The organism is Pseudomonas sp. RA_15y_Pfl1_P11, assembly GCF_963970975.1.
In the GTDB taxonomy this organism is placed as follows: domain Bacteria; phylum Pseudomonadota; class Gammaproteobacteria; order Pseudomonadales; family Pseudomonadaceae; genus Aquipseudomonas; species Aquipseudomonas tritici.
On record NZ_CAXAOY010000007.1, the window covers coordinates 126,971 to 148,821 of the forward strand.

Annotated in this window: 18 protein-coding genes; 5 read left to right on the forward strand and 13 right to left on the reverse strand. The window is 60.5% G+C overall.

Annotated elements, in window-relative coordinates; all coding sequences use genetic code 11:
- Positions 1 to 28: 28 nt before the first annotated feature.
- From purU to AACY44_RS11350, 7 genes are all read right to left on the reverse strand, one after another.
- Complete coding sequence (purU, locus tag AACY44_RS11320) at positions 29 to 886, reverse strand: formyltetrahydrofolate deformylase (RefSeq protein WP_339415353.1); 858 nt, start codon at positions 884 to 886, stop codon at positions 29 to 31.
- Positions 887 to 896: 10 nt separating this feature from the next.
- Positions 897 to 1,529 carry a sarcosine oxidase subunit gamma gene (locus tag AACY44_RS11325; protein ID WP_339438181.1) on the reverse strand — a complete coding sequence of 211 codons (633 nt, stop codon included), beginning with the start codon at positions 1,527 to 1,529 and terminating at the stop codon, positions 897 to 899.
- A gap of 102 nt (positions 1,530 to 1,631) precedes the next feature.
- Positions 1,632 to 4,649, reverse strand: a complete 3,018-nt coding sequence (locus AACY44_RS11330; RefSeq protein ID WP_339415351.1) for a sarcosine oxidase subunit alpha — start codon at positions 4,647 to 4,649, stop codon at positions 1,632 to 1,634.
- A complete protein-coding gene (locus tag AACY44_RS11335) occupies positions 4,646 to 4,948 on the reverse strand; it encodes a sarcosine oxidase subunit delta (protein ID WP_015886243.1) in 303 nt (100 codons plus the stop codon). The genes AACY44_RS11330 and AACY44_RS11335 overlap by 4 nt, the downstream gene beginning before the upstream one ends.
- 15 nt (positions 4,949 to 4,963) lie before the next feature.
- Positions 4,964 to 6,214 carry a sarcosine oxidase subunit beta gene (locus AACY44_RS11340; protein ID WP_339415350.1) on the reverse strand — a complete coding sequence of 417 codons (1,251 nt, stop codon included), beginning with the start codon at positions 6,212 to 6,214 and terminating at the stop codon, positions 4,964 to 4,966.
- Between the two features lie 22 nt (positions 6,215 to 6,236).
- Positions 6,237 to 7,490: a serine hydroxymethyltransferase gene (gene glyA / locus AACY44_RS11345; protein ID WP_339415349.1), complete on the reverse strand. Its 1,254-nt coding sequence runs from the start codon at positions 7,488 to 7,490 to the stop codon at positions 6,237 to 6,239.
- 265 nt (positions 7,491 to 7,755) lie between these two features.
- Positions 7,756 to 8,484: a TraX family protein gene (locus tag AACY44_RS11350; protein ID WP_339415348.1), complete on the reverse strand. Its 729-nt coding sequence runs from the start codon at positions 8,482 to 8,484 to the stop codon at positions 7,756 to 7,758.
- A 90-nt stretch (positions 8,485 to 8,574) separates the two neighbouring features.
- Here AACY44_RS11350 and AACY44_RS11355 point away from each other — a divergent pair, with 90 nt between their 5' ends.
- Complete coding sequence (locus tag AACY44_RS11355; protein ID WP_339427672.1) at positions 8,575 to 9,615, forward strand: threonine aldolase family protein; 1,041 nt, start codon at positions 8,575 to 8,577, stop codon at positions 9,613 to 9,615.
- A 176-nt stretch (positions 9,616 to 9,791) separates the two neighbouring features.
- On the forward strand, positions 9,792 to 9,989 hold the full coding sequence (locus tag AACY44_RS11360) for a hypothetical protein (RefSeq protein ID WP_339415346.1): 198 nt from the start codon (positions 9,792 to 9,794) through the stop codon (positions 9,987 to 9,989).
- 58 nt (positions 9,990 to 10,047) lie between these two features.
- Here the strand turns inward: AACY44_RS11360 and AACY44_RS11365 are convergent, their stop codons facing one another.
- Entirely contained in the window at positions 10,048 to 11,865 is a 1,818-nt protein-coding gene (locus tag AACY44_RS11365; protein ID WP_339415345.1) for a flavin monoamine oxidase family protein, read from the reverse strand.
- A gap of 283 nt (positions 11,866 to 12,148) precedes the next feature.
- Here AACY44_RS11365 and AACY44_RS11370 point away from each other — a divergent pair, with 283 nt between their 5' ends.
- Positions 12,149 to 13,588: a purine-cytosine permease family protein gene (locus AACY44_RS11370; protein ID WP_339415460.1), complete on the forward strand. Its 1,440-nt coding sequence runs from the start codon at positions 12,149 to 12,151 to the stop codon at positions 13,586 to 13,588.
- The gene (locus tag AACY44_RS11375) at positions 13,585 to 14,457 is read left to right on the forward strand and encodes a nitrilase family protein (RefSeq protein WP_339530294.1); all 873 of its coding nucleotides are present in this window, start codon (positions 13,585 to 13,587) and stop codon (positions 14,455 to 14,457) included. Before AACY44_RS11370 ends, AACY44_RS11375 begins: the two co-directional genes overlap by 4 nt.
- Here AACY44_RS11375 and gbcB read toward each other — a convergent pair.
- The gene (gbcB, locus tag AACY44_RS11380) at positions 14,403 to 15,503 is read right to left on the reverse strand and encodes a glycine-betaine demethylase subunit GbcB (RefSeq protein ID WP_339415343.1); all 1,101 of its coding nucleotides are present in this window, start codon (positions 15,501 to 15,503) and stop codon (positions 14,403 to 14,405) included. The two genes, AACY44_RS11375 and gbcB, sit on opposite strands and share 55 nt — an antisense overlap.
- Positions 15,504 to 15,788: 285 nt before the next feature.
- Here gbcB and gbcA point away from each other — a divergent pair, with 285 nt between their 5' ends.
- Positions 15,789 to 17,084 (forward strand): glycine-betaine demethylase subunit GbcA, encoded by a 1,296-nt coding sequence (gbcA, locus tag AACY44_RS11385; protein ID WP_339415342.1) that lies wholly within the window; start codon positions 15,789 to 15,791, stop codon positions 17,082 to 17,084.
- A 373-nt stretch (positions 17,085 to 17,457) separates the two neighbouring features.
- Here gbcA and AACY44_RS11390 read toward each other — a convergent pair whose 3' ends face one another.
- The 4 genes from AACY44_RS11390 to dgcB all read right to left on the reverse strand — a co-directional run bounded on the left by AACY44_RS11390 (position 17,458) and on the right by dgcB (position 21,847).
- Positions 17,458 to 17,739, reverse strand: a complete 282-nt coding sequence (locus tag AACY44_RS11390; RefSeq protein WP_339427671.1) for a hypothetical protein — start codon at positions 17,737 to 17,739, stop codon at positions 17,458 to 17,460.
- A gap of 151 nt (positions 17,740 to 17,890) precedes the next feature.
- Positions 17,891 to 18,661 (reverse strand): electron transfer flavoprotein subunit beta, encoded by a 771-nt coding sequence (etfB, locus tag AACY44_RS11395; RefSeq protein ID WP_339415341.1) that lies wholly within the window; start codon positions 18,659 to 18,661, stop codon positions 17,891 to 17,893.
- Between the two features lie 10 nt (positions 18,662 to 18,671).
- Positions 18,672 to 19,892: an electron transfer flavoprotein subunit alpha gene (gene etfA, locus AACY44_RS11400; protein WP_339415340.1), complete on the reverse strand. Its 1,221-nt coding sequence runs from the start codon at positions 19,890 to 19,892 to the stop codon at positions 18,672 to 18,674.
- Entirely contained in the window at positions 19,892 to 21,847 is a 1,956-nt protein-coding gene (gene dgcB, locus AACY44_RS11405) for a dimethylglycine demethylation protein DgcB (protein ID WP_339415339.1), read from the reverse strand. The genes etfA and dgcB overlap by 1 nt, the downstream gene beginning before the upstream one ends.
- Between the last annotated feature and the right edge of the window lie 4 nt (positions 21,848 to 21,851).

The window sequence follows — 21,851 nt, forward strand, 5'->3', positions numbered from 1 at the left end:
TTCGCGGGCTTGCTCGCGAAGGCGTCAGTCAGAGCACCACAGTTCTATTGGCGTTGAGAAACACCCGCCGCTCAATGTGATACCCCACCGCCCGGGCCAGTGTCAGCCCTTCAATATCGCGCCCCTTGGCAATCAAGTCCTCGGGGTAGTGGCTGTGGTCCACCACCTCCACGCCCTGGGCGATGATCGGGCCTTCATCCAGGTCGTTGTTGATGTAATGCGCCGTGGCGCCAACCAATTTCACGCCCTTGTTGTACGCCTGGTGATACGGCTTGGCGCCCTTGAACCCCGGCAACAACGAGTGATGGATATTGATGGCCTTGCCATCCAGCTTGCGGCACAGCTCCGGCGACAGCACTTGCATGTAGCGCGCAAGAATCACCAATTCGGCGCCGGTGTCTTCCACCACCTGCCACACCTGGCGCTCCTGGGACGGTTTGTCGTTGGGGTCGAGGGGGAAATGGTAGTAGGGAATCTGGTGCCAGTCGGACAAAGGTTTGAGATCAGGGTGGTTGGACACCACCGCAACCACGTCCATCGACAGTTGGCCGATGCGCTGGCGGTACAGCAGATCGTTCAGGCAGTGATCGGCCTTTGAGACCATGATCACCACTTTTGGCCGGTAGTTCGGCGCTGTCAGCTCGAAGATCATGCCAAAGGCTTCACCGCGAGAGGCCAGGCCATCGCGGAAACCTTGCTCGTCGAAACCGTCGGGCTGGCGAAATTCGACGCGAATAAAAAATCGCCCGGAAAGCCGATCATCGAACGAGTGGTGCTCGGTAACGTAGCAGCCCTGCTCGAACAGGTAGCGGGTGACCGCATCCACCGTGCCGAGCACGCTGGGGCAGTCGGCGGTCAAAATCCATGTATCAGGTGCGCGGCTCATGGGTCACTCCTCAGGCTTGGACGCTCAAACCGAACTCAGCCGAGGCATCCTGCAACCACAACCACCAGTAATCCGAGAAGCTGCGACGAATCAGCAGCTCCCAGGTGTCTTCAGCGGTGTGACGGATCACCAGTTGCGACTTGGCGAACACCGTGCCCACCGCCTTGCCCACCGGGAAGTTGTTGGGGTGCACGTCATAGCTGGTGGACTTCATCAGCACGTCACGCACATTCGGGCCGCTGAGTTCGAGGATCTGTTGGCCGCCGCTGACGTTGACGATCTGAATATGCAGGTCGCCTAGGGCGGCACGCAGGTTTTGCTCGGCGGCGAATTCTTCACCGCTTGGCACGATCAAAAGCCACTCATCCGGACCGAGCCATTGCAGGCTGGTTTCGCCTTTGATGATCACCGTCAAAGCAGCTGGCAGCTCAATACCAAGGGCCTTGTGCACGCCGGCGGCAAAGGCAGGGTCATGGCCGTCGCCGCGCAGAGTCAGGTGGCCCAGGAGTTTCTTCTCACGCACGGTCACACCGGCGTTCTTGCGCCCCTTGCCGACCAGGCTGGCGAGGTCGGCATGGTGCAGCGACGACTCGGCCTTGGCCCCGGTGGTTGGGCGTTGTTGGTACACATTGGCTGCTGTCATAAAGCACCTTTCCTGAATTCTGTTGTGCGGCTACTGGCGTCTTCGCGAGCAAGCCCGCTCCCGTGGGAGCGGGCTTGCTCGCGAAGGCCGCGACTCGGTCTATCAGATGTTCTGGCGTTCGCCTTTCGGGTCAAAGAACACCGAAGACACAATCTCTGCCTCGATCACACTGCCATCCGCCTGCGGTGAGAACACCCGTTCGCCGATGCGCTTCAAGCCGCCCTTCACCACGCCCATGGCAAACGAATAACCCAGGGAGTTGTGCGCATAACTTGATGTGACGTGACCCACCATCTTCATCGGAATCGACTGCTTCGGATCGAACACCAGCTGCGCGCCTTCCGGCAGCCACACGGTTGGATCGATCGGTTTGAGCCCAACCAGCTGCTTACGCTCTTCACGCACGCAGTCTTCACGGTTCATGCCGCGCCAGCCGATCCACGAGAACGGTTTGGTACGACCTACGCACCAGCCCATGTTCAGGTCGTCCGGGGTCATCGAGCCGTCGGTGTCTTGCCCGACGATGATGAAGCCCTTCTCCGCCCGCAGTACGTGCATGGTTTCAGTGCCATACGGGGTCAGGTTGTACTGCTTGCCGGCCTCGACGATTTTTTCCAGCACGCCCATGGCGTAGTCGGCCTGCACGTTGACTTCGTACGACAGCTCACCGGTAAACGAAATCCGGAACACGCGAGCCGGTACGCCACCGACCAGGCCTTCCTTCCAGGTCATGAACGGGAAGCCGTCCTTGTCCAGGTCGATGTCGGTCACTTCGGCCAGCAGCTTGCGGCTGTTGGGCCCGGACAGGGTCATGGTCGCCCAGTGGTCGGTGACCGAAGTGAAGTACACCTTGAGGTCTGGCCACTCGGTCTGTTGGTAGATTTCCAGCCACTGCAGCACACGGGCGGCGCCGCCAGTGGTGGTGGTCATCAGGAAGTGGTTGTCGGCGAGGCAAGCAGTGACGCCGTCGTCGAAGACCATGCCGTCTTCCTTGCACATCAGGCCATAGCGCGCCTTGCCCACATCGAGCTTGGTCCAGGCGTTGGAGTAGATGCGGTTGAGGAACTCTCGGGCATCCGGGCCCTGGATATCGATCTTGCCGAGGGTCGACGCATCGAGCAGACCAACGCTGTCGCGCACGGCCAGGCATTCACGTTTTACCGCGGCGTGCAGGTCTTCACCATTGCGCGGGAAATACCAGGGGCGTTTCCACTGGCCGACGTCTTCGAACTCGGCGCCGTTTTTCACGTGCCAGGCTTGCAGCGCGGTGTAGCGCACCGGCTCGAAGATGTGCCCACAGTGACGGCCCGCCACCGCGCCGAACGTCACCGGCGTGTAGTTCGGACGGAACATGGTGGTGCCCATCTGCGGGATGGTCACGTTCAGCGAACGCGCGGCAATCGCCAGGCCGTTGACGTTACCCAGCTTGCCCTGGTCGGTGCCGAAGCCCAGGGCTGTGTAGCGTTTGACGTGCTCAACCGACTCGAAACCTTCACGGGTCGCCAGTTCGATGGCGGCGGCAGTCACGTCGTTTTGCAGGTCGACAAATTGCTTTGGCGCCCGTGCGGTGGGTTTGTCGTGCGGCACTTGGTAAACAGCTAGCGTCGGTTCTTCCAGGCGGTTCAGCGCTTTTGGCAGTGCGCCTTCCACCGGCGCAAAACCGGCTTCGCTGGCCGCGCGCACGCCGCCTTCAAAACCATCCGCCAGGGAATCGCCAAGGCCGTAGACGCCGTTGATACCACCGACGCACACGCGTTTCTGCGGTGCTTCGCCCGGTACAAAACCGAGGATATCTTCACGCCAGGTCGGCTTGCCGCCCAGGTGCGAGGCCAGGTGGACCACCGGGCTGTAACCGCCGGAGCTGGCCACCAGGTCGCAGTCAAGCCATTCGCCTGGGCTGGTGACTTTGTGTGCTTTCAGATCAATCGCCGCCACGCGGGCAGCGGTCACATGCTTGCTGCCACGGGCTTCGATCACGGCGCTGCCGGTGAGGATGCGAATGCCTTTGGCACGGGCTTCTTCAACCAGCGCGCCGCGTGGGTTGTGGCGCACATCGGCCACGGCCACCACTTGCAGGCCGGCGTCGAGCCAGTCCAGCGCAACGCGATAGGCGTGGTCGTTGTTGGTCGACAGCACCAGTTTCTTGCCCGGCGCCACGCCGTAGCGGCGCACGTAGGTGGAAACTGCGCCGGCCAGCATATTGCCCGGCACGTCGTTGTTGCCGTACACCAATGGACGCTCGCACGCACCGGTCGCGAGGACGACACGCTTGGCACGCACACGGTGAATACGCTGACGCACCACGCCAATCGGCGCACGGTCACCGAGGTGGTCGGTGAGACGTTCGTGGATGGTCAGGAAGTTATGGTCGTGATAACCGTTGACGGTAGCGCGGGGCAGCAGCACCACGTCCGGCAGGGCTTTGAGTTCAGCGATCACGCTGGCAACCCAATCAGTAGCGGGTTTGCCATCGAGGCTTTCGCGCGAGTCGAGCAGCGAACCACCGAACTCTTCCTGCTCATCGGCGATGATCACACGTGCACCGCTGCGCGCAGCAGCCAGTGCAGCGGCCAAACCCGAAGGGCCTGCGCCGACCACCAGCACGTCGCAGTGACGGTTGAAGTTGTCGTAGGTGTCCGGGTCGTTCTCGGTCGGCGAGCGGCCAAGGCCAGCCGCCTTACGGATGTACTTCTCGTACGTCATCCAGAACGATTGCGGGTACATGAAGGTTTTGTAGTAGAAACCCGGTGGCATCAGCTTGCCGCCGACCTTGCCGAGAATGCCCATCACGTCGGTGTTCACGTTTGGCCAGCCGTTGGTGCTGGTGGCGACCAAACCTTGGTACAGCGCTTGTTGCGTGGCGCGCACGTTGGGAATCTGGGTGGCTTCGGTGGCGCCGATCTGCAGCACCGCGTTCGGCTCTTCGGCGCCCGCAGCAAAGATGCCGCGTGGGCGCGAATACTTGAAGCTGCGGCCGATGATGTCGACGCCGTTGGCGAGCAAGGCGGCGGCCAGTGTGTCGCCTTCAAAGCCTTTGTAGCTCTGGCCGTTGAAGGTAAACGTGAGGACTTTATTGCGGTCGATCCGGCCACCGTTGGACAGGCGATTGGTCTGGCTCATACCTTCTCTCCAGCAGCCTTGGCGGTGAATTGCGGCTTGGTGCCGATCTTGTAAGTTTCAAGAATTTCGTAGGTCAGGGTGTCGCGGGTTGCGTTGAAATACTGGCGGCAACCGGCGGCGTGAATCCACAGTTCGTGATGCAGGCCACGCGGGTTATCGCGAAAGAACATGTAGTCGCCCCACTCTTCATCGGTGCAGGCGTTCGGGTCCAGCGGGCGCGGGATATGCGCTTGGCCGGACGCATGGAATTCCTCTTCGGAGCGCAGTTCGCCACAGTGAGGACAGAAGATATGCAACATAGGGAATTTCTCCTGTTAGTGGGCGACGGCCGCAGCGCCATGCTCATCGATCAACGCACCGTTGTGGAAACGGTCGATGGAAAAAGGGGCAGCCAACGGGTGCATTTCACCCTTGGCGAGGCTGGCGGCAAACACGTTGCCTGAGCCCGGAGTCGCTTTAAAACCACCGGTGCCCCAACCGCAGTTGAAGAACATGTTCGGAACCGGCGTCTTGGAGATGATCGGGCACGCATCCGGCGTGGTGTCGACGATGCCGCCCCACTGGCGGTTCATGCGCACCCGCGACAGCACCGGGAACATCTCGACGATGGCCTGGACGGTGTGCTCGATCACCGGGTACGAACCGCGCTGGCCGTAGCCGTTGTAGCCGTCGATACCGGCGCCGATCACCAGATCGCCCTTGTCGGACTGGCTGATATAACCGTGCACGGCGTTGGACATGATCACGCTGTCGATAATCGGCTTGATCGGCTCCGACACCAACGCTTGCAGCGGGTGGGATTCGATCGGCAGGCGGAAACCGGCCAGCGAGGCCATGTGCCCGGAGTTACCGGCCGTGACCACACCGACGCGCTTGGCGCCGATGAAGCCCTTGTTGGTTTCCACGCCGATGCACACGCCGTTTTCCTTGCGGAAGCCGATCACTTCGGTCTGCTGGATCAAGTCCACACCGAGTGCGTCAGCCGCGCGAGCGAAGCCCCAGGCCACGGCATCATGGCGGGCCACGCCGCCGCGACGTTGCACGGTGGCGCCGAGAACCGGGTAGCGGGTGTTTTTCGAGCAGTCGAGGTACGGGATCTCGTCCGCTACCTGTTTGGCGTTGAGCAGTTCGCCGTCCACGCCGTTGAGGCGGTTGGCGCTGACGCGGCGCTCGGAATCACGAATGTCTTGCAGGGTGTGGCACAGGTTATACACGCCGCGCTGCGAGAACATCACGTTGTAGTTCAGGTCCTGGGACAGGCCTTCCCACAGCTTCATCGCGTGTTCATACAAATGCGCCGACTCGTCCCACAGATAGTTGGAACGCACGATGGTGGTGTTGCGTGCGGTGTTACCGCCGCCCAGCCAGCCTTTCTCGACCACGGCCACGTTGGTGATGCCGTGCTCCTTGGCCAGGTAGTAAGCGGTCGCCAGACCATGCCCGCCGCCGCCGACGATGACCACGTCGTAGACCTTTTTAGGGGTCGGCGTGCGCCACATCTTCTGCCAGTTTTCGTGGTGGCTGAGTGAGTGCTTGAAGAGGCCGAAGCCTGAGTAGCGTTGCATAGTCATTACTCCAAAACCGCGCTCAGCGATAAACCGGGAAATCAGCGCACAGGGCAGACACGTGCTTGGCCACGTTGGCCTCGACATCGGCGTCGCCGAGGTTGTCGAGGATGTCGCAGATCCAGCCGGCCAGTTCGATGCACTGCGGCACTTTGAAACCACGCGTGGTCACCGCCGGGGTGCCGATGCGCAGGCCCGAGGTCACGAACGGCGACTGCGGGTCATTCGGCACGGCGTTCTTGTTGACGGTGATGTGGGCGCGACCGAGGGCGGCGTCCGCGTCTTTGCCGGTGAGGCCCTGACGGATCAGGCTGACCAGGAACAGGTGGTTATCGGTGCCGCCGGACACTACGTCGTAGCCGCGTTTGATGAACACCTGCGCCATGGCCTGGGCGTTATCGATCACTTGTTGCTGATAGACCTTGAAGCCAGGCTCCTGGGCTTCCTTGAAGCACACGGCCTTGCCAGCGATGACGTGCATCAGCGGGCCGCCCTGGGCACCGGGGAATACAGCGGCGTTGAGCTTCTTTTCAATGGCTTCGTTGGCCTTGGCCAGGATCAGGCCGCCACGCGGACCACGCAGGGTCTTGTGGGTGGTGGTGGTGACCACATCGGCGTACGGCAGCGGGTTAGGGTACAGGCCTGCGGCAACCAGGCCTGCGACGTGGGCCATGTCGACGAACAGCAGCGCGCCGACCTTGTCGGCAATCGCGCGAAAGCGTGGGAAATCCAAGGTCTTGGAGTAGGCGGAGAAACCGGCCACCACCATTTTCGGCTGGTGTTCCACGGCCAGACGCTCGACTTCGTCGTAGTCGATCAAACCGGTGTCGGTGTTGATGCCGTATTGCACCGCGTTGTACAGCTTGCCCGAGGACGACACTTTGGCGCCGTGGGTCAGGTGGCCGCCGTGGGCCAGGCTCATGCCGAGGATGGTGTCGCCGGCGTTCAGCAGGGCCAGGTACACCGCGCTGTTGGCGGAGGAACCGGAGTGCGGCTGCACGTTGGCGTAATCGGCACCGAACAGCTGCTTGGCGCGCTCGATGGCCAGGGTTTCGACTTTATCCACATGCTCGCAACCGCCGTAATAGCGCTTGCCCGGGTAACCTTCGGCGTATTTGTTGGTGAGGCCGCTGCCCTGGGCTTCCATGACGCGTTTGCTGGTGTAGTTCTCCGACGCGATCAGCTCGATATGATCTTCCTGACGCTGCTCCTCGGCATTCATCGCCGCCAGCAGTGCGTCGTCATATCCCTGGATCTGGTCTTGTTTGCTGAACATCGCGTCTCTCCCAGCCTTTCGTATTGTTGAGGCCCGTGCAGAGCCCTTTGATGCGATGGTAGGGCTGACGCCTCTGGACCAAATGCCTACGGACGCCACGCAAAGGTGCGTTTACGACATGGCGTGAACAACACCGAAACAAATGTGGGAATGGGCTTGTGTGGGAGCTGGCTTGCCTGCGATGCAGACACCTCGGTCTCTAAGCAGAACCGAGGTGATGCCATCGCAGCGGTTCGACGATTCGACAAGCCAGCTCCCACAAGGGTTACGCGATGATCTTGCGAACGAGCAGCAGCAGAAGGAAATGCAGGGGGTAGAGGGCGTAAGCCCAACGGCGCATGGCCGGGGGTGAAACGTGTTTGGCGTGTCGTAAAAGAACTAATCCCGCCAATGGCGCGATCAAGCAGGCGGCCAACCCCATCAACGCGACAGGCGTGCCGCTATTAAGCAGAATCTGCCATTGATTGGCGGCCACACACACCAACCCCGGCAACACGCTGAAATACCAGGGCCGGCGAAACACCAACAGCATCGCCAGCGGCAGCAACACACCGAAAAAACCGAACATCAGGTGCGTGGAAAATACAGCGCCGATTACGACAGCAATCAACGCCAATCCTCGATCAAAAAGCGCCTTTTGCTGCCATCCTCGGGCAATCAGCAACCCCAGCGCCAACGTCGGCAACACATTCAACGTATCGGCATCGTCGATGAACATCCGATACGGCACCTCACTGATCACACTGAACAGCAACAACCATCCCAAATACCGCCACTGGCTTATGACCGGTGCGTTTCTCGCCCGATGCAGGTTCGCCGCAATCGCCAGGCAAAACCACGGGAATGCCAGGCGTCCCGGCACATACAGGCCATCCAGGCTCAAACCGACATAACGCAGGTGGTCCAGCACCATGCTCAACAGCGCCAGCCACTTGAGCAAATCCAAAGCGCCATCACGGACGGGTCCGACAGAAATCGTTTCAGTACCGTGCATAATTCCCCAGTGACTTTGCATTTACAGTACGTGCGCACCCGCGACAATCTTGGTTACAGTGCGCCCCAACATCGACCACAGGAATGGGCCATGACCGACAAGAGCCAACAATTCGCCAGTGACAACTATTCCGGCATCTGCCCGGAAGCCTGGGCCGCCATGGAACAAGCCAACCAAGGCCATCAGCGCGCCTACGGCGATGATGAATGGACCCATCGCGCCGCCGACGGTTTCCGCAACTTATTCGAAACCGACTGCGAAGTGTTCTTCGCCTTCAACGGTACAGCGGCCAACTCCCTGGCGCTGTCCTCGCTGTGCCAGAGCTACCATAGCGTGATTTGCTCGGAAACGGCCCACGTCGAGACCGACGAATGCGGCGCGCCGGAGTTTTTCTCCAACGGCTCCAAGCTGCTCACCGCACGCACCGAAAACGGCAAGCTGACCCCGGAGTCGATCCGCGAGATCGCCCTCAAGCGCCAGGACATCCACTACCCCAAGCCGCGCGTGGTCACCCTTACCCAGGCCACTGAAGTCGGCAGCGTGTACACCCCGGAAGAAATTCGCGCTATCAGTGTGACCTGCAAGGAACTGGGGCTGAACCTGCACATGGACGGCGCGCGCTTCTCCAACGCCTGCGCCTTCCTCGGCTGCTCGCCAGCGGACCTGACCTGGAAGGCTGGCGTGGATGTGCTGTGCTTTGGCGGTACCAAAAACGGCATGGCGGTAGGCGAAGCGATCCTGTTCTTCAACCACAAACTGGCGGAAGACTTCGACTATCGCTGCAAACAAGCGGGCCAGTTGGCCTCGAAAATGCGCTTCCTCTCCGCCCCTTGGGTAGGCCTGCTGGAAAACGACGCCTGGCTCAAACACGCCCGTCACGCCAACCACTGCGCACAACTGCTGAGCCGCCTGGTGGCGGATATTCCTGGCGTTGAGCTGATGTTCCCGGTGCAGGCCAATGGTGTGTTCCTGCAACTCTCGGAACCGGCGATTGCCGCATTGACCGCAAAGGGCTGGCGCTTCTACACCTTTATCGGCAAAGGCGGTGCACGCTTCATGTGTGCGTGGGATACCGAGGAAGAACGTGTAAGAGAATTGGCGGCGGATATTCGGAAAGTGATGGAGGCCTGAAACCACGGGGCTTTGAGCAGCGTTTCAGAGACTGTTTGTACGTATTTCTGACAGTATCTATCTACCCCCTGCCTTGAGTAGGATCTTGTCACCCCGAACAGACGGACGCGTTTTTCCGGGGCTGACTGCCTGCCGAACACTCGGCTGGAAATGGAAATCCTATAGAGGGCAACATCATGGAAATTCAATGCTACACCACTGACTCTCAGCTGCGCGCCGACGTCGACGCCACACTCGTCAGCCTGGACGACCTCAGGAAGCTGGCCAACGTCGGCGACACCATCATCGAGCCGTCCAAAACCTTTACCGTGACTGGAAAAGAGTTCGAAATGACAGCATCCGGCGGATACCTCATCAACCTTTTCGTCCGCTAACCACTAAGGCCCGCGCCGCAGACTCATGACCTGCGACGCGGGACTGATGTGATTTCGCTCACAAGGCCTTCGGTTGAAGCGCTTGCCAATCATCAATAGGGCCGCGGTTTGTGAGAAAGGTCCCACCGTTGAATTTCAACGCCAGCTTATTCACGGCATTCAAGGCCGTCGTCACCGCTCCTTCTGCCCAGCCTCCCGTGAACGAAACGTCGTCACCCGCCAGAATGAATCCATCGGGTTTCGGCCCCTGCACACCGTTCATGAACTGAGAAAACAGCAAGCGCTGGTACTCGTACTGGCCCGGCAGATTCATTTTGAACGCGCACAGGAAAAACGGCTGCTCCTCCCAGTTGATTTCGACAAAGGGGTTGGTCATGCCGAACTCAGCCGCCAGGTTCAACTGATGAGGGGCGTACACGCTGTCCAGCAAGCTTGTGCACACCTGCACGTGGGACGGCTGCGGCGCACTGCGATCCCCCAGGAATTTGAGGCTGTCGTCATTCCAGGTATAAGACAAAAACATACCGCTCCCCCTGTAAGATCCGAGGCCTTGACTGTAGTCCAGCAGGTAGGTGCCACGGGTGATGCGATCCGACAGGGTCACGCTCATCTTGTGTTGAAAATCTGCTTCCACATCGGTCCAGAAAGGCCGCTGGGTTTGCGCGAAGATTTTGGCGGATTGCATGTAGTGTGTGTACATCACCGCTTCCCATTCCTTTGGGGATAACAGGTCATTCATTTGGTTGAAGCGGGCGGCACCATCCATGTAGCGGAATTTGTCGAGGATCCGCTTGTGAGGGGTGTAGACCACGGCAGGAAAAGTGTATTGACGGTCGTTTCCCAGATTATGGTCATACACCCATACGTCGAACTCGCCATCCGGGCGACGCATGATCTGCCGCACTTCCTGCTTTAAAGGCTGATCAATGACTTGGGTCGTCAGGCCTTGGACAGTGGTGCCCACAGACCAATGCGCCATGGCGTCGCCAAAGGTCTCCGGGGCGCGGCTCCATAACCGCGTTGGCAGCTCGCTGGAACCGTCGAACATCAACTTATGGTTGGTATCCAGCCCGGTATACAGCACCCGCAGCACCTCTAGGAAACAATTGGGATAGTCGGTGTTCCAACCGCCGGTGCCGAAGCCGATCTGGCCGAACAGATCAATGTCTTCGCGACTCCACCCCGCCTGCTCGACCATCGCGGCAAAAAAACTGAGGTTGTCCCAACCCGCATCCAGGATTGCGTTCCACAAGGTCTTTATCTTGGCCTGATCAATGCTGTCCTCGGACATTGCCGCTTCCATTTCGGTGAACTTGATCGGGTCCTGCTCAAGGAACACCTCGAACAACAACCGCTCAATTTCGGCGTATTCCGGCGGCAGGTTATTGCCTTCGTAATAGGTCTGTTTTTGCTGGTAGTCAACTACCGTACTGGAGGTTGCCGCCGAACCAGGGTTGGGAAAGTCCGCCGAGTTGGCCGTCATGCCGACCTTCTCGAAATAGTGCATCAACGCCTTGCCTGAAACAGGAAAACGCATCGCCCCCATTTCACAGATCACACTGTTAGCGGGATCTTGCGGATCACCCGCCACGTAGGAATACAGCCGGCCACCGATACGATCACTGGCCTCTACCACCACAGGGTGTAAACCCATGCGCATGGCTTCATAGGCCGTCACCATTCCCGCAACGCCTGCGCCGACGATCAACACTTTGCTGCCATACGCTAGGCTGGAAACCTGCGCCAACGGAGTGCCGTTAATGACGGCGGTATCAAGGAACCGGCGGTAATGAAAAGGAAAGTCAGGAATCAGTGCAGTGACATCGTTGGCAAGCAAGCGCGCAGCGCCTTTACTTCGGGAGGGAATAGCAGACATGGCAATTATCCTTGGCGTGCAAACAGGACGTCCACCTACTGCTTCACTGCGAAGGGCGACTACGACGAGTGTGATCTTCAGCGTAGTGATTCGTAGGAAATGTCTCTATATCCGTTGGAAATAAAAAGTGGATCAGTAATGCAAACCTTATTCCAGAGGGTTTTGCGCACTCAGTTCAGACATTCATAAAGTGATTATTTGAAAATGCCGATTCAATTGTTTTTTTGCTTACAAGACGCTGCGCAACTCACTCAATAAAAAACAGACCGTGATACCTATGAACATGCCCTCCGACCGATCGGCCGCTCCCCCCTCCAGCACGCTGAAAATCGAAACCCGCTCCATCGACTACGTGCCGCGCAATGAACGCCACGGCAAGGTGTGGCATCAGGCGCCGTTCTGGTTCACCGGCAACTTCGTGCTGACCACCATGGTCACCGGGTTTACCGGGGCGGCCTTGGGACTGAGCCTGGTGTACGCGATCCTGGCGATCGTGATCGGCGTGTGCCTGGGCACGTTCGCCATGGCGTTCCACGCCAACCAGGGACCGCGCATGGGTTTGCCGCAGATGATCCAGTCGCGCGCCCAATTCGGCCTGCGTGGCGCCATCGTGCCGTTTATCGCGGTGGTCTTCGTGTACATCGGCTTTAACGTGTTCAATGTGATTCTGGCGACCGATGCCATCAATACCGTGCTGCCCGGCCACCGCGCGCCCTGGTATGCCTTGATGATCATCCTCGCGGTGGTGATCGCCGTCATCGGTCACGACCTCCTGCACACCGTGCAACGCTGGCTGACCTACGTGATGATCAGTGTCTTCGCGGTCCTGACCGTCGCAGCCTTGCTGCACCTGCAGGCCGATTCAGCCGTGGCCGACGCACATTTTTCCTGGTCGGCCTTCCTGATCCAATTGTCAGCCGCTGCGGGCTATCAGATCAGCTACGCCGTGTATGTCTCGGATTACTCGCGCTACCTGCCCCACAACACGCCGTCGCGCAGTGTCATCCTCTGGACCTACCTGGGGGCTGCCGGCTCGGCGCTGTGGTTGATGTCGTTGGGGGCATTCCTGGCCTCGGCGCTGCCCTCACCCGACGCCATTGGCAGTGTGCAGGCCGTGGGCAACCAACTGCTGCCTGGGTTTGGCACCTTTACCGTGCTGATTGCCGTACCGGCGCTGGTCGGCATCATGGCCGTCAACTGTTATGGCGCGATGCTCACCGGGATCAGCGCCATTGACGGTTTTGTCCCGATCAAACCCAGGATCAAGAGCCGCATCGTCGGGATCAGCCTGGTGGCCGCAATCATTTTCGTGATTGCCTTGAGCATCCCTGAGAGCTACCTGAGCAGCTTCAATACCTTCGTGCTCTTGATGCTGTATTTCCTGGTGCCCTGGACGGCCGTCAACCTCGCAGACTTCTATGTCGTACGAAAAGGGCGCTACGCCATCCGCGATATTTTCAATCCCGCTGGCATCTATGGTCGCTGGTCGAGGGCCGGGTTGGTCGCGTATTTCCTCGGCCTGGCGGCTATGATTCCGTTCATGTCGCTGGGTTTTTATCAAGGCCCGATCAGCCTGATGCTGGACGGTGCCGATATTGCGTTCGTCATCGGCCTGGCGGTCTCGGCAGTGGTTTACTGCGTGATGAGCCGCCAACTCGACCACGCCGCCGAATCGCGCGCTATGCACGCCAGCGAGCGCGCATTGGAAGGAGACTTGACGTGAAACCGCTACGCGTCGTTTGCCATCAACTGGCGCCGCATATCGGCGATGCCGACTACAACCGAGCACTGACCGAGCGCGCGATTCGCAGTGCAGCCAGCCTCGACGCCCAGGTGGTCGTTCTGCCGGAGCTGATCCAGAGCGGCTACGCGTTCTTCGACCAAGACGAAGCCTACCGTGTCTCGGAGACGCTCGACGGCCCGACCTTGAGACTGTGGAAAAACCTGGCGCACGAGCTGGGAATCGTCATCGTAGCGGGGTTCTGCGAGCGCCTGAACGCGCCACACGTCGCCAACAGTGCAGCGCTGGTCGAACCCACCGGGCGCCTGACGGTGTATCGCAAGGCACACCTGTGGGACCGCGAGAAACTGATCTTTACCCCCGGTGATGCACCACCTCCGGTGGTCGACACCGCCGTCGGGCGGATCGCCGTAATGATCTGCTACGACCTGGAGTTGCCCGAGTGGGTGCGCCTGCCTGCGCTGGCGCAAGCCGACTTGCTCTGCGTCCCGGTGAACTGGCCTGACGGCCCACGCCCCGCCGGTGAAAGGCCGGCAGAGATCGTGCGGGTCCAGGCCAATGCGGCAGTCAACCGCATGTTCATCGCCGCGTGCGACCGCTATGGCGAGGAGCGTGGGGTAAACTGGGTGGGCGGTTCGGTGATCGTCGACGCTGACGGCTACCCACTGGCCGGCGCAGCCTCCCGCCCGGAGGAACAACAGTTGGTCGCTGACCTGCCCCTGGCGCAGGCCCGGGACAAATCAATCAGCGGTCACAATCACGTTCATCAGGACCGTCGGCCAAGGCTGTATGAGCATCAGAACTCGATGCGCACATCCCCCTTCGGCACACTGCAGCACGACAGGATGTAGCCTTCGGCTTCGTCTTCTTCGGTGATCCCGCCGTTGTGGTCCATCTCGACCTCGCCACCCAGCTTCATCACCTTGCACGTTCCGCAGATGCCCATGCCGCAGGCTTTCGGGATCAATAGCCCAAGCTTGGCCGCAGCCGCGTGCACGGTTTCGCCCGGTGCCACGCGAATGCTCTTGCCCGACGCGATGAACTCCACTTGGTGCAGATCCGCCAGATCGACTTCCGGTGCGTCGGCGGCTTGTTCGGCTTGTTCCACCGCGTCCGCACGGGCTTCCGGTGGCGTTGCACCGAAGGATTCCTCGTGGTAACGCGTCATGTCAAAACCGGCGACCTCCAGCAGACGCTTAACCGCGTTCATGTACGGCGTGGGGCCGCAGCAGAACACTTCACGCTCGAGGAAGTCCGGCACCATTAGTTCGAGCATCTTGTGGTTCAGGTAACCGCGATAACCCGCCCAAGGCTCACCCAATCCATGTTTCTCGCAGATCAGGTGCAGGCTGAAGTTGTCGATCCGCGATGCCATGTGTTCCAGCTCGCGGTGATAAATGATGTCTTTGGGCGAGCGGGCGCTGTGGATAAACGTCATGTCGACATTGGCGTTGGTATCGTAATACCAACGCGCCATGGACATGACCGGCGTGATGCCGACACCGCCACTGAGGTAAAGCACTTTGGTATTGCTGAAGTCGATCGCATTAAACAGCCCCACCGGCCCGTGCACGGCCAACTCCTGCCCTTCATGCAGCGTGTCGTGCAGCCAGTTGGAGACCTTGCCGCCCGGCACACGCTTGATCGTCACCGAAAAGCTGTAGGGCACCGACGGTGAGCTGGAAATGGTGTAGGAGCGCATGATCGGCTGGCCGTCGATTTCCAGCTCCAGGGTGACGAATTGCCCTGGCTTGAAAAAGAACAGGATCGGCTGGTCGGCCATGAAGCAGAAGGTGCGCACGTCCCAGGTTTCCTGGATGACTTTGACGCAACGGACGATGTGCCGACCATTGGCCCAGGTCTGGGTGGTTACCGGATTCAGGAAATTACTGGACATGTTGTTGTTCTCCACCGCCGACGTCGGCCTTATGGTGGCGATTCTGCGTAACGCGAGAACCACCCATTTACCTATCTGCGACATTCACATACTTATCGCGACCAGCCCCCATACCATGGGTGTTGCGCGTCGGGATCAGAGTGGGCCATGTCGTTAATGGACAAGGTTCTGGCCTTTGCCGGGCCCACACTCGCTTCCAACAAAGACGCTTTCTTTAGGCCTTGCAAAGTACCAACCGTAGCCACTATTCGCCGGCCACACAGAATGGCCCTGAGGACACACACGATGGACGTCACCGCAACTTTAAGCTTGGGCGATCCGCTGGAACCCGCACGCAAGGCCACCGCGCAGATGCTGCAAGAGCGCGAGCGCACCTTTTCGCTGCCACAGCCGTTCTACTCTGATGAACGGCTGTTTGATATCGACATGCAGGAGATCTTCCAGAAAGAGTGGTTGATTGCCGGCATGACCTGCGAGATCCCCACCAAGGGCAACTACCTGACCCTGCAAGTGGGCAAGAACCCGATCATCGTGATCCGTGGCGCCAACGGCGTGGTGCATGCGTTCCACAACGTGTGTCGCCACCGTGGCTCACGCTTGTGCACCAGCGACAAGGGCAAGGTTGCCAAACTCGTCTGTCATTACCACCAGTGGACCTACGAACTGGACGGCCGCCTGCTGTTCGCCGGCACCGAGATGGGCGCCGACTTCGACATGAAGCAATACGGCCTCAAGCCGGTGAACGTAAAGACCGCCGGCGGCTACATCTTCATCAGCCTGGCCGAGAACCCGCCGGCCATCGATGACTTCCTGTCGACGCTGAGCCATTACATGGAACCCTACGACATGGAAAACACCAAGGTGGCCATTCAGACCACCTTGTTCGAAAAAGCCAACTGGAAACTGGTGCTGGAAAACAACCGCGAGTGCTACCACTGCAACGCGTCGCACCCGGAACTGCTGAAAACCCTGCTGGAATGGGACGACGTCACCGACCCGCGCGCCGACCAGACCTTCAAGGACCACGTGGCCGCCTCCGCTGCCGCCTGGGATGCCGAGAAAATCCCTTACGCCCACGCCAGCTTTGGCCTGCGCAACCGCATCGTGCGCATGCCGCTGCTCAAGGGCACCGTATCGATGACCCTGGATGGCAAACAGGGCTGCGCGAAACTCATGGGCCGCATCAAGAACCCGGACCTGGGCTCGATGCGCATCCTGCACCTGCCGCATTCGTGGAACCACTGCATGGGCGACCACATCATCGTGTTCACCGTGTGGCCGATCAGCGCCCAGGAAACCATGGTCACCACCAAGTGGATCGTGCACAAGGACGCCGTGGAAGGTGTGGACTACGACGTGGACCGCATGCGCCAGGTGTGGGACGCCACCAACGACCAGGACCGTCGCCTGGCCGAAGAGAACCAGCGCGGGATCAACTCCACCGCCTACCAGCCCGGCCCGTACTCCAAAACCTACGAGTTCGGTGTGGTGAACTTCGTTGACTGGTACAGCGAGCGCATGTTGAGCAACCTGGGCGCGGCGCCGGCGCCTTACCTCAAAGGCGTCGCCGTCCACGAGTAAGTGACACCCACAGATCAAACTGTGGGAGCGGCGGTGAGACGCTCCCACAGGTTGAACTCCTTAACTGTTCAAAATTTGAGCAAGCCTCTCTAACGCCTCTAGATACCAGCCCTCCAGCCTTTACCCAACAACTTATCCACAGAGCCACCCACAGCAAATGTGGGCAAGTACGCCTCCCTCCTAAAATTAAATGAAGAAAATCCGTGACTTATTCAAGCCAGCGGTTTTCACCCGCATCTGATCACTTATTGATCAACTCACTGAAAGCCACGAACCACGTGCCCTGTAGCGGTACGCGAACACCTTATCCACAGAAGCACCAACAGACTTTGGGGGCAACTTTGGCAGCGCTGTGGAAAACCGTCTCAAACCTTCATAAATCGCGGTTTTCAGGGATTTTAATCAAGTAAAAGCTCAAATCGATCAGATTTTGATCAATCACATAAAAGCCTTTAACCATAAGGGCTGTGGCCGAGAGCGAACACCTTATCCACAGAAGCGCCAACAGAGTATGGGGGCAAGTCTGATTTGTTAAATGGCTGAGTGCAGGGAAAAAACCAAGGAAAAACCGCCAGTTAGCTTGGTTGTTTTTCGTACAGAGGGCTGCAGGGCTTGATTCACAGGGGCTGTGGACAACCGCGAACAGGTTATCCACAGACGGATCAACAGGGATTGTGGGTAAGCCCAAGGGACGTTAATACGTGGGCGCTGGCTTCCTGCTATAGCCCTTGGAATCTACACATCCTTGTAGTGAGCGGGCTTGCCCCGCTCACTACAGGTACAGATACGCCAGCGCCCACAGGGAATCAGCGTACGACGCCCTCCTCAACCAACAGCTTGAGAATAGCCTCGGCACCCGCTTCCGGGCTGAGGCCCTTGAGCACTTGCCCACCGCCGCCGCTGGCCTTGGCCGTGGCGGCTTTCATACGATCGGCGCCGCTCTTGGCCTTGATCACCTTGAGCCGCTTGGGTCGAGGCTTGGCCGGTTGCAGCACGGCCCCTGTGTATAACTCGTCCTGCTCGACTTCAACGTCGTGAGCCGCCAGTTCACCGCGCTGCGCCGGGCCGTAGGCGCTTTGCCGAGGCTTGGGCGCGGCGTTATCCACGGTCGCCAGAAACGGCAAACGCACCTTCAACCGGCGCCGCTGGCCGCGTGGCAAGGCTTGCAGCACATGGGCCACGCCCGCCTCGATCGATTCAACCTGCGCCAGCCCGACAATCAGCGGCCAGCCCAATTGCTCGGCGAGCAAGAACGGCAACATGCCCGAGCCTTCACCGGTTTCGGCCTGGCTGCCGGTGAGCACCACCTGGGCACCGGCATCGCGCAAGTACTCACTGAGTACCGGCAACGCATCGCTGCCAGCCGGTTGCTCCAGTACATGTAACGCTGGCAAGCCCATGCCCAGGTAACTGCGCAGGGTCGGTTCGGCGATGTTGCCGGCATGCAGCACCTGCAACTTATCCCCAGCCATCTGCAACCCCAGTTCGACAGCGCGGGCGTCCTGCTCCGCACGGCGCGGGCGCCCGGAGGTAGGGTGGGCGCCGATGGAAACCAAACTGATTACATTCGTGGTCATGGCCATATCCTTAAGCCGCATCGCGCTTGGCGCCGCTGCGGTAGGCCTCGACCGCATCGATCAAGGCTTGCAGTATCGCGTTACTTTCGCCGATGACCGAGAGGTCGGCACGCTTGATCATGTCGCAGCCAGGGTCAAGGTTGATCGCCACCACCTTGTCGCAGGCACCGATGCCCTGCAGGTGCTGGATGGCACCGGAAATACCCACGGCCACATACACCCGCGCCGTGACCCAGGTGCCGCTGGCGCCGACCTGGCGATCACGCGCCATAAAGCCGTCGTCCACGGCCACCCGCGAGGCGCCCTCGGTGGCACCCAGTGCGGCGGCGGTCTGGTGGAAGAGCGTCCAGTCCTTCACGCCATTGCCGCCGGAGAAAATGAATTCCGCCTCGGCCATGGGAATTGCCGCCGGGTCGACGGCCACCGCGCCAAGATCTTCAATGCGCGGCAAGCTGCGCGCCAGGGCTGTGGATAACTCCACGGGCAACACTTCATGCCGGGTTTCGCTGACCGGCTCAGCGCACTCCACGGCCGCCAGGATCAGGCGCGCCAAAGGCCGGGCCAAGTCTTCCTGGCCAGCCCCGGCGCGGCCGATGCACTCGTCGCCCTTGATCTGCCAGACCCGCGTGGCCGGGCGTTCCTTGAGGCTGGCGGCAAAGCGTCGGCCCAGCTCGCCGCCACCGCTGCGGCTGTCCGGCAGCAACCAGTGGCGCGGGTTGAACTGGTTATCCACAGCGCGCAAACCTTGCACCCGTTGCTCCGGTGAATAACCGTCGAATGCGTGGCCTTCCAGCACCAGCAGACGGTCGACGCCCGCCGTGGCAAACGCATGCTCCTTGTGCTCGCCAAACACCACCGCCAACACCGCGCCATCGCTGCCAGCGAGTTGCCGCGCCAGGCCCAGCAGGTCGCGGTCGTGGCTGCTCAGGCGACCGCCGACCATGTCCGGCACCACGTTGATGTAAAACGCCGGGGCCGGCACCTGGTGCAGTGGCAACTGCACTTCCACCGCTGCCGAACGCTTGGCCGCCCCCCCCTGCTGGGCGCCGCTGCGGTCGATACGCTTGACGCCGTTAGGGCCAATAAAACCAACACCATGCACGTTTTTGCGGATCACGCCGTTAGGCCCCATCCAGCTGTGTTGCACCGGCTGCATCGCCGCATGCAGCGGGTGCAGACGGTTGCGGGCGATCCATTCGGCTCGTGGGTCGCGGCGGATAATGTCGCTCATCAATGCACCTCCGCAGGCTTTTGTTGGACAGGGCGTTTGGTCGGCGAACTGGCGGGCGCGGCGTCTTCCAATAAAGCGTCGGCCACCAGTTCGGCGATGTCCTTGATCAATGGGCGCGGCTCGACCACACCTTCGAGCATTGCCGTGCACTGCGGGCAGCCCACAGCTACCAGCTCGGCGCCGGTTTCGCGGATGTCTTCCATGCGCATGTCCGGAATCCGTTGCTTGCCGGGTATGTCGGTGATCGGCGCACCACCGCCGCCGCCGCAGCAGCGTGAACGGAAGCCCGAACGTTGCATCTCTTTGACCTCGATGCCCAACGCCCGCAGCACTTGGCGCGGCGCCTCATACTCGCCGTTGTAGCGGCCCAGGTAGCATGGGTCGTGGTAGGTCACGCTGTTGCCTTTGTGTTGGCCCAGGTTCAACGCGCCCTCGCCGATCAACTCGGCCATGAAGGTACTGTGGTGTTGCACGAGGTAGTTGCCGTTAAAGGCGCCGTACTCGTTTTTCAGCACATGGAAACTGTGCGGGTCGCAGGTAACGATGCGCTTGAAGCTGTACTTGGCCAGGGTCTGGATATTGCGCGTGGCCAGCAGTTGGAAGGTCGCTTCATCACCCAGGCGCCGCGCCACGTCGCCGCTGTCGCGTTCTTCCAGGCCAAGCACGGCAAAGTCGACGTTGGCCGCTTTGAGTACTTTGACGAACGCTCGCAGGGTGCGCTGGTTGCGCATGTCGAAGGCGCCGTCGCCAACCCAGAACAGTACGTCGGCGCTGCTTTTTTCGCTGAGCAGCGGCAGGTTCAGATCCGCCGCCCAGTTCAGTCGACCGCCCGGTGCAAAGCCGCCCGGGTTGTCGGTGGCGATCAGGTTCTCGAGGACTTCGGCGCCCTTGTTCGGGGTCGCGCCTTTTTCCAGGGTGAGGTAGCGGCGCATGTCGACGATGGCATCCACGTGCTCGATCATCATCGGGCACTCTTCCACGCAGGCGCGGCAGGTGGTGCAGGACCACAGGGTTTCGGCGTCCACCAGGCCGTTGACGATTGGCTGGTGCGGGTTGCCGCTGTGCTCGCCTACCGGTTTGCCTGGATAGGGGCTGCCGGCGAACTTGGCATCAGTGCCGCCAGCCAGGCCGACCACCATGTCCTGGATCAGCTTTTTCGGGTTCAGCGGCTGGCCGGCGGCGAAGGCCGGGCACGCGGCTTCGCACTTGCCGCACTGCACGCAGGCGTCAAACCCGAGCAGTTGGTTCCAGGTGAAATCCTTGGGTTTTTCCACGCCCAGAGGCGCGGTTTTATCGCCGAGGTCCAGCGGCTTCAACCCGGTGGAACGGCCACCGCCAAAGCGCTCGGCGCGGCGGTGCCAGGCCAGGTGCAGGGCACCGGCGAAGGCGTGCTTCATCGGGCCGCCCCAAGTCATGCCGAAAAACATTTCCGACACGCCCCACAGCACGCCCACGCTGAGCAGCGCAGCCAACAGCCAGCCGCCGAAGTCGGCCGGCAGGATCCCGGCCACCGGCAGCGTCACCAGGAAAAAGCTCACCGAAAACGCCATCAGGCTTTTCGGCAGGCGCATCCACGGGCCTTTCGACAGGCGTGATGGCGGGTTACGGCGGCGCAGATAGACAAACGTGGCGCCGACAAACATCAGCACCGAGGCCAACAGCAGGGCATAGCCGAGGATGCGGTTATGCAGGCCGAAACCGTGCACCAGAATCGCCAACAGCGCTGACAGCACAAAGCCCAACGCCGTGGCGACGTGGGTGTTGGCGATGTATTTGTCGCGGGCAACCACGTGGTGCAGGTCGACCATGTAGCGCTTGGGCATGGCCAGCAGGCCACCGAGCAGGTCGACTTTGGAGGCGCGGCCACGGCGCCACATGTTCACCCGGCGCAGGGCGCCGAGGACGGCAAGGCCCAGGGCGGCAAACAAGAGAATAGGAAGCAAGGTGTTCAACATTGAG

What these genes read in the sequence shown, in the direction of transcription:
- gbcA (WP_339415342.1), top strand. Translation starts at nt 15,789, where the DNA reads ATGGACGTCACCGCAACTTTAAGCTTGGGCGATCCGCTGGAACCCGCA.
- AACY44_RS11360 (WP_339415346.1), top strand. Translation starts at nt 9,792, where the DNA reads ATGGAAATTCAATGCTACACCACTGACTCTCAGCTGCGCGCCGACGTC.
- glyA (WP_339415349.1), bottom strand. Translation starts at nt 7,490, where the DNA reads ATGTTCAGCAAACAAGACCAGATCCAGGGATATGACGACGCACTGCTG.
- AACY44_RS11335 (WP_015886243.1), bottom strand. Translation starts at nt 4,948, where the DNA reads ATGTTGCATATCTTCTGTCCTCACTGTGGCGAACTGCGCTCCGAAGAG.
- dgcB (WP_339415339.1), bottom strand. Translation starts at nt 21,847, where the DNA reads ATGTTGAACACCTTGCTTCCTATTCTCTTGTTTGCCGCCCTGGGCCTT.
- AACY44_RS11365 (WP_339415345.1), bottom strand. Translation starts at nt 11,865, where the DNA reads ATGTCTGCTATTCCCTCCCGAAGTAAAGGCGCTGCGCGCTTGCTTGCC.
- AACY44_RS11350 (WP_339415348.1), bottom strand. Translation starts at nt 8,484, where the DNA reads ATGCACGGTACTGAAACGATTTCTGTCGGACCCGTCCGTGATGGCGCT.
- etfA (WP_339415340.1), bottom strand. Translation starts at nt 19,892, where the DNA reads ATGAGCGACATTATCCGCCGCGACCCACGAGCCGAATGGATCGCCCGC.
- AACY44_RS11325 (WP_339438181.1), bottom strand. Translation starts at nt 1,529, where the DNA reads ATGACAGCAGCCAATGTGTACCAACAACGCCCAACCACCGGGGCCAAG.
- AACY44_RS11330 (WP_339415351.1), bottom strand. Translation starts at nt 4,649, where the DNA reads ATGAGCCAGACCAATCGCCTGTCCAACGGTGGCCGGATCGACCGCAAT.
- AACY44_RS11340 (WP_339415350.1), bottom strand. Translation starts at nt 6,214, where the DNA reads ATGCAACGCTACTCAGGCTTCGGCCTCTTCAAGCACTCACTCAGCCAC.
- AACY44_RS11370 (WP_339415460.1), top strand. Translation starts at nt 12,149, where the DNA reads ATGCCCTCCGACCGATCGGCCGCTCCCCCCTCCAGCACGCTGAAAATC.
- etfB (WP_339415341.1), bottom strand. Translation starts at nt 18,661, where the DNA reads ATGACCACGAATGTAATCAGTTTGGTTTCCATCGGCGCCCACCCTACC.
- purU (WP_339415353.1), bottom strand. Translation starts at nt 886, where the DNA reads ATGAGCCGCGCACCTGATACATGGATTTTGACCGCCGACTGCCCCAGC.
- gbcB (WP_339415343.1), bottom strand. Translation starts at nt 15,503, where the DNA reads ATGTCCAGTAATTTCCTGAATCCGGTAACCACCCAGACCTGGGCCAAT.
- AACY44_RS11355 (WP_339427672.1), top strand. Translation starts at nt 8,575, where the DNA reads ATGACCGACAAGAGCCAACAATTCGCCAGTGACAACTATTCCGGCATC.